The organism is Petrotoga mexicana DSM 14811, from assembly GCF_002895565.1.
Classification (GTDB): Bacteria; Thermotogota; Thermotogae; order Petrotogales; family Petrotogaceae; genus Petrotoga; species Petrotoga mexicana.
In genome coordinates, this window is record NZ_AZRN01000005.1 from 14,856 (window position 1) to 26,203 (window position 11,348).

The following is an 11,348-nucleotide window of genomic DNA, read 5'->3' on the forward strand; positions in this document are numbered from 1 at the left end:
TGCTAGTGAAGATCTTAGGACCCGTGGTAACTTCAAAAAGTATTGGTAAATCCTATCTTCAGCTAAGGGACCTTTTTCCCATAGCAAAAAGGTATGGGTTCAATTGCATAGTCCTATCAGAACCGCACCCAAGATCATGGGTGAGTTTTATCGCTCATGCCCAAAAGTACAGAATTAAGCCAATAATCCTATATGAAACGGTAGACGGCAAGTACTTATTGCAAACAAACAATGATATTAGATCAGCTATAATGCATTACAACGGATTAGGAAACAACCTAAGATTGAAAAAAATCGAAATGGATCTTCCCTACGTGAAGTATCCAACTGCCGTTTTAAAAGATATATTTAAAGATGAAGAATCTCTTTGTATCAAAGACGGTTTAAAATATCAAAATGAACTATCTATTTTCTCAAATATAGAAACTTATTACAATATAGGAAACTATAGATTTGATGAATACAAAGTCGCTGACTATAATTTAACGGATATTATTTCACAAAAAGACCTAACCTTAGAAGAAAAAAGACGATTATCCTACGAGTTGGAAATAATAAAAAAGCTAGGGGTAAAAAATTATATTTTAACGGTAAAAAAAGTCGTTGACACCGCTAAAAAAAATGGCATCTCTGTTGGACCCGGAAGAGGCTCCGCTGTAGGTTCTTTCTTAGTTTATAAATTGGGAATAACTAAGGTGAATCCTATTGAATACGATCTCCTGTTCGAAAGATTTCTAAACGAATACAGGCATGAATTACCCGATATAGACCTGGATATCGATGCGGAAAAAAGAGTTGATCTAATAAAGGCTTTGCAAAAAGAAGTGGGAGAATATAAGATCTCTCAAATCAGGACCTACTCCACCATGAAAATCAAATCTGCTTTAAAAAAGACAGAAGAACTACTTGGATACAATTTAGAAGCTAAAATAAACGCTCCAATAAGAAGTAAAGAGAACATCGATAAATTCAAATCTTTATCAAAAAAAGATAAAACCTTTTTTTATGTCGCTTACTATCTTGAAGGAATAGAAGTGGCAGAGTCTGTTCATGCAGCGGGTTTGATAATTTCCCAAAATGACCTTAGAACCTTTTCTCCCATTGAAAAAAAGGAAATACCCATAATAGAATGGGAAATGTCTGATTTAAAATATTTAGGAGTGGAAAAGTTCGACATTTTAGCTTTGGACACGTTGACCTTCTTAAAAAAATTACAGATAGAAGAAAAATACCGAGAACTTAGCGATTCAAAAACTTTCCATTACCTATCCAAAGGATTGACAAAAGGTATCTTCCAATTGGACTCAACATTAGGGCAAAAATTAACCCAAAGAATAAAACCTAAAGATTTTGAAGAGCTAATCTTACTCTTAGCCATCAACAGACCCGGACCCCTTGAATCCGGGATGATAGATCAATACGTTAATGAAGACTCACCAGAATATTTGAAAAAAATCTTCCCCGAGACAAAGGGCGTCTTAGTTTACCAAGAACAGATAATGAAAATTGCTCAAATCTTAGGAGGATTTTCTCCACAAGAATCAGATTTGTTGAGAAAGGCAGTATCTAAAAAAGAAAAAGACAAAATCACAACCTTCAAAACCAAATTTATTACCAACGCCTCAAAAAAGATAGGCGAAAAAGAAGCAACCTTGTTGTTTTCTCAGATAGAAAACTTTGCTCAGTATGCCTTTAATAAATCTCATGCGGTAGCTTATGCTCACATCACATACTGGTTATCAGAAAAAAAATTCAAAGATCCTTCACATTTCTTCTTAGAATATGTTAAAATAAAAGGCATTGATATTGATATAATAAATGAAGCATCGCTTTTAGGAATAAAAATAAAGTTACCAGACATTAGATATCCATTTGGTTTGGCTAGTAAAACAGATCTAATACTGCCTTTGTATATAATTAAAGGAATAGGTAAAAATATTTCTCATATATTTGAAGAAGCGAAATTCTCAAGCTTAGAAGATTTTTTTAATTTCATAATTAACAAAAATATCAATAGAAATATTGTGGAATTAATAATCAAATCCGGCGCATTAGATTATTTCAACAACAACCGTAAAAATCTACTAAGAGAAACCACTCAACGGATGAAAGGAAAAGTTCAACAGTTAGAAGATATAAAAAGTACGTTATTTGGAGAGAGAGAACAAAAATCAACTAAAAAGGTTGAAACAACCTTACAAGACTACGCGCAATACGAAATAGAATGTATAGGATTTCCATTGAGTTTAATGTCCCAAAAAGGGCTATCTAATACGTTGATAGATAAATATCTAAATAGACAAAAGGTATACCTTGATGGTTATGTCTACAGAGATTTTATAGTAGATAACTCTGCTATGATCTATTCAAGAGTTTATAACAAAAACTTAAAAAGGCTTATAAAACACATTTAAATTCCGATTTTGAGAAGGGAAAAAATGAAAATCAATATTTTATCAATAGCTGAGAAATACCCTGGTCAAGGGGTATATTCTGCTACCTTAGATCACAAATACATTTTAAAAAAATATAGTGATTACACGATATATGAGAACAAAATTTTAGGGAATTATGATGTTTTACATATCCATACTCTCAACATAAAAAGCTTCTTATCGTTGCTAAAGAATAAGAAAAAATCTTTTTGTGTGATTTCCGCTCACATAGTTCCTAATTCATTGAAAGGAAGTATAAAATTCAATAAACTATGGTTACCTTTTTTCAATAGATATTTAAAATATTTCTATAACTCTTCTGACTGCATTTTAGCCGTTAGTGAAGAGACCAAAAATGAATTGATTAAGGATCTCCAGATAAATCCAAATAAAATTGTGGTCTTCAGAAACTTTGTCATAAAAGAATTATTTTTCACAAAGCCGGAGGAAAAATACAACAAAAAATCTTATTTAAGAAAAAAACACGGGTATAATGATGATGATTTCATAATTTTGGGTGCCGGACAAATACAACCCAGAAAAGGTATAACAGATTTTGTGGAAACCGCTAAACGATTACAGAACATGAAGTTCATTTGGACCGGTGGAATGCCTTTTAAACAGTTCACCGAGGGTTATGAAGAAATGAACATATTGATAAAAAAGGCTCCTAATAATGTTAATTTTACCGGAACCATAAACAGAGAAAAAATGATCGATTATTATTCTTTATCCGACATTTTCTTCTCTCCTTCCTTTCATGAAACCTTTGGCTTGGTTGTAATTGAAGCAGCTGGAAGTGGTTTACCTTTAGTTCTTAGAGATTTACCAGTTTACAAACAAATATTTTCTCCTAACTATTTATCTGGTAATTCAGTGGAAGATTTTGTTGAGATTATCAAAAAACTTAATATTAACAAAAAGCTATATGCTGAATACGAGAAAAAATCTTACCAATTATTTGAAAATTATAGTGATGAAAAGGCCTTTATAAAATTAAAAAATATCTATGAAGAAGGTATAAAGCAAAAAATCCATACAGGAGGAAAAAATGTCCGAAGATAAAGGCAAGGAAAATGAAAGCACACTTAGTAGAAAAAAAATAATCATTAATCTAATCGTAGTTTTAATTATTGGTTTAGTCATCAACATTGTGATCTCATTTTTTGCAGATTTCCAAGAAACCTTCGATACTCTTAAAACTGTCAATCTATTTTTTATTGTGAAGGTATTCGTAGTTTTCTCTATGGCTTATTTGATAGATTTAATAAGATTGTACATAGTAACATTAAGTTTCCACAAAAAAATAAAGTTTAAGGATGCCATTTATAATACCATTTCATACTATTTTATGTCAAATATCACCCCAATGGCTAGTGGTGGTCAACCATATCAAATATACCATCTTACAAAATTAGGAATAGAATCCACTTTGGCTACAAATATAGTGTTGTCTAGGCTTGTAGAAAATTTACTGTTCTCTTCTGCCGTTATCTTAATTTTCATAAGAAGAGTAATGAGTATTTTAGGCAGAATAGGGACTGGAAAATATATACTTATCATTGGTATTATAGCCGCTTTAGGGTTCTCAGCCTTGTTAATTTTACTATTTTTAAACCCAAAATTGATATATAAGTTGTTTAATTTTTTACTAAAGATATTTCCATTAAAAAACAAATCGAAATTCGAACAAAGATTACAAAAGTTAGAAAATTGGTTAGAAGAGCTAAAGTTAAGTATTAAAACACTATGGGTCGAAAAGGCACATATAGTTACGTTTGACTTTATACTGGGAGGCTTCATCGTTTTTTTTCATTCTTTGGGTTTGTACATTGCCCTGACATCAATTACATCAAGAAGCTACAGCATTCTTGAAATATTCATACTTTTTATAATAATGAATTTTGTTATCTATTATATACCTACCCCTGGTTCCACAGGTGGAGTAGAGACATTATATGGTATTGTCCTTGCCAGTTTTATGCCTGGAAGATTCGTTTCTACAACTATACTGTTGTGGAGATTCGCAACTTATTATTTACAAATAGCTTTTGAAGGGGTAATCTTACTTATGACAAGGACAAAAGAAAAAGGATTTTCAACTTAATTAATATACTCGTTTCTCAAATCGATTAATTTTTTATCCTCTCCCAAAGATTTTAGCCTTATAGTTTTATTTTTCAAATTATGCATAGACTCGATTTTTCTTATAGTAGCACTCTTACTTCTCATCGTAAGTGTATGAGTGTAAGCAAAACCTTTTACAAATTTAACCCCTTTTAAAAGATCTCCATCGGTTATACCCGTTGCAGAAAATATTACATCTTCCCCACCAACTATTTCATCGGTATAAAAGATTTTTTCAAGATCCCAACCTTCTTCCTTGATCGATTGTTCTTCAATTCTATCCCTTGTCCATAATTTCATTTGAATTTCTCCACCTAACGTTTTTAAAGCAGCAGCCGAGAGTATCCCTTCAAGAGTCCCTCCAATACCAACATAGATATCCACCCCACTATCGGGAACGGCGGTGGCTATGGCAGCTGTGATATCCCCATCACTTATCAATTTTATTCTTGAACCAGCTTCTTTAATCTCTTCTATAATCTCTTCATGCCTTTGCCTATTCAAAATAACAAAAGTTAGTTCCGTAGGTGCAATTCCCAAAACCTCACTTGCAATTTTTATATTCTCTTTCATAGGTTTTCTCAAATCCAATTTACCTTTTAATTCACGACCTACAGCAAGCTTATAAGAATAAAAAGTCGGCAGTAATTTAATACCTCCCGACACCGTGGCAGCAACGCAACTTATGGCATTAGGCAGACCAAAAGCAGCCAATTTCACTCCGTCTATAGCATCAACAGCTAAATCCATTTCGGAAGTGTTATCTTGCCAACTACCCACTTTTTCACCAACGTACAACATATTTGAATTTTCTTTATCGTATTTACTCATTACTATATTCCCTTTAAAGTCTATGTAGTCAAACATACCTCTCATAGCATCGATGGAACTATGCTTAATCATTTCCAGATTACCACAACCCAAGTATAAACTACTCATCAAAGCAGATGCTTCTGTAACCCTTACAAAATCCATAGTCAACTCTGGATAAATCTTCTTTTCCATAAAAGTCCCTCCTCACAAAAATTTTTAATTGTCTTTAAGAACTTTAAAACTTGTGTTAGCGCCCTTCCCCCGCTCCCCACCCCATAAGGAAGTGAAATCAGTGTTTTACCCCGCAGCCCACCCTTTTTTGAAAATCTGTTTATTTCCAAAAGCTTGTGTTAGCGACCCTTTGCATTTTAACCTTATCTTCCTTAAGCATATCTATTATAATATTTTTATACAGTTTAAACAAATAATAAAATTCAAGAAAATTAAAGTTTAAACATCGTAATCAACTCTATTGACGAATATTTCTTCCTAATCATATATAAACGGATTATTTGAGTATACATAAACCAAGACTTCATAAAAAATTATTTAACTATGCTTATTTTTAAAAAAATATGGTAAAATTTTATTGGAGGTGATCTAATGGACCTAACAGAGTTGGAAAAAAGTTTAACTTTTCAAAAGAAAAGTGTATGGAGCAAAAGAAACAGGGAAGATATCGATAGGTATTCTTCGCAGTACAAGGATTTTATCAACTTTTCTAAAACTGAAAGAAAGGCCGCTTCATACTCAGTGGAGCTCCTTGAAAAAAACGGTTTCAAACCTCTTTCTTATTATGTGAACTCTGGAAAGATAGAGAAAGGGGATAAAGTTTACTTTGTAAACAGAGACAAAGCAATATTTGCTTTGAAGTACAACAATCCTTTAAAGGATGGTATCAACATAGTAGGTGCACACATAGATTCGCCAAGGTTTGATTTAAAACCCGAACCAATAGTGGAAGATGAGAATATTGCGATGGCAAAGACTCATTATTATGGTGGAGTGAAGAAGTATCACTGGTTCAACATACCGCTTGAATTACATGGCGTAGTAATAAAAAACGACGGTAGTAAAATAGAAGTTTCCATAGGACAAGACGAAAACGATCCAGTATTTGTAATATCAGATTTACTGCCTCATTTGGATAGAGATTTAGCTAATAAAAAGGTTTCGGAAGCATTTGAAGCTGAAAAGATGAATTTGCTAGTTGGTACTACTGCAATCTCCTACGATGAAACCGATAAAATTAAAAATCCGGTTAAGTTAAATATCTTGAAAATCTTGAACGATAAATATGGAATCGTTGAAGAAGATTTAGTCAGTGCTGAATTGGAAATCGTTCCTGCACTTCCTGCCAGAGATGTAGGCCTAGATAAAAGCCTTTTAGCTTCCTACGGACACGACGATAGGGTCTGTGCCTACACAGGATTAACCGCTTTAATTGATGCACAAACTTCTGTAAAGAACCCGGCAGTTTTACTAGTCGATAAAGAAGAAATAGGTAGCGATGGAAATACAGGTGCCAAAAATCATTTCTGGATCTACGTTTTGAAGAAAATTGCCGCTTTAGCAAAAGAAGAAGAACTACTTCAAAATATAGAAGAAATCCTCACCAATTCCACTTTGCTTTCAGCTGATGTATCAGCTGCTGTTGATCCAAATTACAAAGAAGCTCACGATTTATCCAATGCTCCAAAATTGGGTTACGGTATAACTCTTATGAAATACACAGGTTCAGGGGGCAAAGGAAGAACAAACGATGCAAATGCTGAATTAGTAGGAAAAATTAGAAATCTTTTCAATAAAGAAGGTGTATCTTGGCAAATAGGAGAATTGGGAAAAGTAGATAGAGGCGGAGGAGGAACCATAGCCCTTTTCTTTTCCGAGAAAGGTTTAGACGTTTTGGATGCTGGCGTTCCGCTTTTGGGGATGCATTCTCCGTATGAGGTAGCATCAAAAGCGGATATATACGAGACTTATTTGGCGTATAAAACTTTTTACGAAAAATTTGGAAAATGAGAATTTTTGTAGGAAACTCAGCAAATGCGATGGAATTTTTTGATTTTGATTTAATATTATCAACCTCAGGTTGGTCTTTAAACGACCAATCTGAGGTTATTGCTATCAATAACAAAGAGTATGTAGAATGTCATATAAACAGGAACAAAACATATTTAAACAAAGATAATAGGTTCATAACGGAAAAAGATATTTTATTATCTTTCGGGTTTACCAACGATGCTCTAAATTTTGAATTTTATTTCTTGAATCTTTTGTATCAAGTGGATTTAATCGTTCTATCATTGAACTTTTCTGAAAGTTTAGAAAGAAAAGTACTTTTACATATACAGTCAAATTTGAGAAGTGTAAAAATCCCGGCGATAATTATCAACACAGCGAAAAACGAAACTACGGTATCCTACATCGTTCCCAATTACAAAAACGAATTCGTGATCAAAAACGCTATTTATTTCACACTTGATTTTAAAAAGAGTAAAAATTATATATATTCTTTTGGGAAGTATTTATCAGATTTGAAAGAAACGATTCACACCTATGATGTCAAGGTGCTGAGATAGAATGAGGGCGCGCGATCTGTTCTTAAAGTTACATTATAACTTTCTCAAAAAAGAATTGTTTGAGTCTTTAAAAACAATCAATGAAGAACCAAAAAGTTATAACAAGAACAGTTTAGGTATATACCTAATAAAAAAATTATCTTCAAAAAACTTAATAAAACAGCTTGCTGATGGTATTAACCAAGGCTTTTATATCTTTTTCTTCTCCTCTAACAAAAATATCCCCTATCGCAAATTACACTTAATTTCTGAAATTGTCAATATTTACGGAATTCATTTGATTCTATTTTTAAAAAACGATATTCTCAAACTTTTCAACAATCAAGTTATCTTCATAAACCAGGAAAAAAGTTTACCTTATAGATTATTCTCAATAAACTCTTATAAAATCTCTTTTATCCTTCCCGAAGAAATGAGAAATCCAGCTGTTATAACCACTTTGAAGATTCAAGAAGTCGACCTAGTATTCAGTAAAAGTTCTGTGGTTGGCAACAATCAAGACTTAGCTAATAATTTGCTTGCGTACGTTCTAACAGATCAAAAAATATTTTCCCCTTCTATTCTAGAGGAAGATAAAACCTCATTGAAAGAAAGGGGAAGAATTTGGCTCAACTTAGGCTATTTAAAGACTATTAAAAACAATTATTTAGAAAAAAATTACAACGATTTACAAAGGATAAAAACTAAAATAGACCTCATTCAAAGATAGATTAACAATCCTTTTATTTTCTTTTTGACATATTGACCCTTAAAAGATTCTTTTCAATTCTAGTTTGTAATTTGATTTTTTTAAACTGATCTTCCGTTGCTTTAATCTGTTCTTGAGCACTTTCCATAGCTTTCTTCGCAGCTTCAATATCTATATCTTCGGATCTTTCAGCAGCTGTGGTAACAATAGTCATTTCTTCACCGGTCATCTCCAAAATACCTCCATGGATCGCAAAACTATCAACTGAGTTATCTGCTTTTTTTATCGATACCGGGGCAATCCTCAAAGATGTCACAATCGGCAACCGTTGAGTTAAGGTTCCCATAGATCCCTCTTTTGTTTTAAATTCTACATACTGAACATCTTCTTCATATTTTACCCCTTCTGGGGTAACAACTTTGAATTTAAATATTTATACCACCTGCCTTACAAACACTTCATACATTCATTTTTTTTGCTTTTTCTACGGCTTCTTCTATCGTACCCACCATATAAAAGGCGCTTTCAGGTAAATCATCGTGCTTCCCCTCAAGTATTTCTTTAAAACCTTTGATAGTATCTTCTACATTAACATACTTACCAGAATAATTTGTGAACCTTTCTGCAACAAAGAAAGGCTGAGTTAAGAACCTTTGGATTCTTCTGGCTCTATTCACTACCTGTCTATCTTCCTCGGACAATTCTTCTATACCCAAAATCGCTATTATATCTTGTAAATCTTCATACCTTTGCAAAACTTCTTTGACTTCTCTTGCAACGGTGTAATGTTCTTGTCCAACTACGTTGGGATCCAACATCTTCGATGTGGAATCTAATGGATCAACCGCAGGATAAAGTCCCAACTCTGACTGTTTCCTTGAAAGGTTTATATTTGCATCCAAATGGGCAAAAGTAGTAGCAGGTGCGGGATCCGTGAAATCGTCTGCAGGAACATAAATAGCCTGAACAGAGGTAATAGAACCATCTTTTGTGGAGGTTATTCTCTCTTGCAACTGCCCCATATCCGATGCCAACGTTGGCTGGTATCCTACAGCAGAGGGCATTCTTCCCAGTAAAGCCGAAACCTCTGATCCTGCTTGAACAAACCTGAATATATTATCTATGAAAAGTAAGACATCTTTTTTTTGCTTATCCCTAAAATATTCTGAGATTGTCAACGCGGTTAGAGGGACCCTGAACCTCGCTCCAGGGGGTTCATTCATCTGACCGAACACCAACGCCGTGCTATCAATGACCCCTGTCTCTTGCATTTCCAACCAAAGATCGTTACCTTCCCTGGTCCTTTCGCCTACACCTGCAAATACAGAGATCCCTTGGTGCTCTTTAGCAATATTCCTTATAAGTTCCATAACAAGAACCGTCTTACCAACCCCAGCTCCACCAAAGAATCCTATTTTCCCACCTCTCGGGAACGGAGCCAAAAGATCTATACTTTTAATACCTGTCTCTAAAATCTCAACAGATGTATCTTGTTCATTTAACGATGGAGGATCCCTGTGAATTGGCCAATACTCTTCCCCTTCAACCTCTCCTTTTTCATCGATAGGTTTACCTAAAAGGTTGAACATCCTTCCCAATGTCGTCTCGCCGACGGGAACTTTTATGGACTCTTGTGTGTTGATAACCTCTTGCCCTCTTCTTATACCATCGGTAGAATCCATCGCAACACATCTAGCTGTATCGTCTCCGATTAATTGCTCAACTTCAAGAATCAACTCTTCTCCTGAGTATTCGTTCTTTACTTTTAAAGCATCGTAAACGTTAGGTAGTTGGCCTTCAGGGAATTTCACATCAACGACAGGTCCAATAACAGATATTATTTTACCTTTTTGATCTTGCATCGAATTACCTCCTATTGCATATTCGCCCCATTAACAATCTCTATCAACTCTTGGGTAATAGAGGCTTGTCTTTGCTTGTTGTAATCAAGGTTCAACTCTTCTATTAAATCATGTGCGTTATCCGTGGCGTTTTTCATTGCGTTTTGTCGGGCATGAAGCTCACTCAACTTGGTTTCAAATAAAAATAGATACATTTTAGAGAGAAGATACTGATATGCAGCATCCTCGAATACTTTCTCTTCCTCAGGTTCGTATTCGTATCTGGCATCTATTTCAAATTTGTCTTTTGTCATTGGAAGCAGGTCATAAGTTTTAGGTAACTGTATCAAGGCATTTTTTAACTCTCCATACACAACCTTCACTTTGCTAATGCCTTTATTCTCCATAATTTGGAAAATAATTTCCAACAAATACTCCGCATGGTCAACCTTTGGAATGTCGAATAAATTTACCTCTTTTTCCAAGACTGTTTCACTCTTTAAACCTGAATAGCCCTTTGCACCCAAAACAAAGTATCCTTTAAAATCTTCCAGCTTAGATTTCACCCTTAAAGCTTCTTTAACTAGATCAGATGGAAAAGAGCCCGCTAATCCCATGTCTGGGGTGATCACAAAAATTAAAGAACCTTCACCATTTTGAGTGTATAAGCTTTCTTCAACAAAGGGAACTTTTTTCAGAATCCTTTCTGCGTAGTTAGAATAATCTTTTACACCTTTCCATCGCTTCTGTATCTTGTTGAGCCTGGCTGTGGCAACCATCTGCATGGCTCTTGTTATTTGCATAGTAGATTCTGTAGAGGCGATCCTTCTTTTAATGGCTCTTAAATTACCACGACTCATTT

At 34.1% G+C, this 11,348-nt stretch carries 10 protein-coding genes; 6 read left to right on the forward strand and 4 right to left on the reverse strand.

Translation table 11 applies throughout. The annotated features are described in order from the left end of the window. Nucleotides 1-5: 5 nt before the first annotated feature. Genes dnaE through X927_RS01505 form a run of 3 tightly spaced genes read left to right on the forward strand, consistent with a single transcriptional unit; the run spans nt 6 to nt 4,542 of the window. Complete coding sequence (gene dnaE / locus X927_RS01495) at nt 6-2,414, forward strand: DNA polymerase III subunit alpha (RefSeq protein WP_103076355.1); 2,409 nt, start codon at nt 6-8, stop codon at nt 2,412-2,414. A 24-nt stretch (nt 2,415-2,438) separates the two neighbouring features. Further along, a complete protein-coding gene (locus X927_RS01500) occupies nt 2,439-3,500 on the forward strand; it encodes a glycosyltransferase family 4 protein (protein WP_103076356.1) in 1,062 nt (353 codons plus the stop codon). Continuing rightward, entirely contained in the window at nt 3,487-4,542 is a 1,056-nt protein-coding gene (locus tag X927_RS01505; protein ID WP_103076357.1) for a lysylphosphatidylglycerol synthase transmembrane domain-containing protein, read from the forward strand. Before X927_RS01500 ends, X927_RS01505 begins: the two co-directional genes overlap by 14 nt. On the opposite strand, the gene glpX is transcribed toward X927_RS01505, so the two are convergent. Then, nucleotides 4,539-5,567, reverse strand: coding sequence for a class II fructose-bisphosphatase (glpX, locus tag X927_RS01510; RefSeq protein WP_103076358.1), 1,029 nt, complete (start codon nt 5,565-5,567; stop codon nt 4,539-4,541). The genes X927_RS01505 and glpX overlap by 4 nt on opposite strands. Nucleotides 5,568-5,978: 411 nt before the next feature. Here glpX and X927_RS01515 point away from each other — a divergent pair, with 411 nt between their 5' ends. From X927_RS01515 to X927_RS01525, 3 genes are read left to right on the forward strand one after another with little or no spacing between them, the layout of a single operon-like run. Next, nucleotides 5,979-7,397 carry an aminopeptidase gene (locus tag X927_RS01515; protein WP_103076359.1) on the forward strand — a complete coding sequence of 473 codons (1,419 nt, stop codon included), beginning with the start codon at nt 5,979-5,981 and terminating at the stop codon, nt 7,395-7,397. Further along, complete coding sequence (locus tag X927_RS01520) at nt 7,394-7,957, forward strand: hypothetical protein (protein ID WP_103076360.1); 564 nt, start codon at nt 7,394-7,396, stop codon at nt 7,955-7,957. The genes X927_RS01515 and X927_RS01520 overlap by 4 nt, the downstream gene beginning before the upstream one ends. A 1-nt stretch (nt 7,958) precedes the next feature. Beyond that, nucleotides 7,959-8,666: a hypothetical protein gene (locus X927_RS01525; protein ID WP_103076361.1), complete on the forward strand. Its 708-nt coding sequence runs from the start codon at nt 7,959-7,961 to the stop codon at nt 8,664-8,666. A 13-nt stretch (nt 8,667-8,679) separates the two neighbouring features. Here the strand turns inward: X927_RS01525 and atpC are convergent, their stop codons facing one another. The 3 genes from atpC to atpG are packed head-to-tail and all read right to left on the reverse strand — an operon-like array spanning nt 8,680 to nt 11,346. Then, nucleotides 8,680-9,078 (reverse strand): ATP synthase F1 subunit epsilon, encoded by a 399-nt coding sequence (atpC, locus tag X927_RS01530; protein ID WP_103076362.1) that lies wholly within the window; start codon nt 9,076-9,078, stop codon nt 8,680-8,682. Nucleotides 9,079-9,103: 25 nt separating this feature from the next. Further along, complete coding sequence (gene atpD / locus X927_RS01535) at nt 9,104-10,507, reverse strand: F0F1 ATP synthase subunit beta (RefSeq protein ID WP_103076363.1); 1,404 nt, start codon at nt 10,505-10,507, stop codon at nt 9,104-9,106. Between the two features lie 11 nt (nt 10,508-10,518). Then, entirely contained in the window at nt 10,519-11,346 is an 828-nt protein-coding gene (gene atpG / locus X927_RS01540; protein ID WP_103076364.1) for an ATP synthase F1 subunit gamma, read from the reverse strand. Nucleotides 11,347-11,348: the final 2 nt, after the last annotated feature.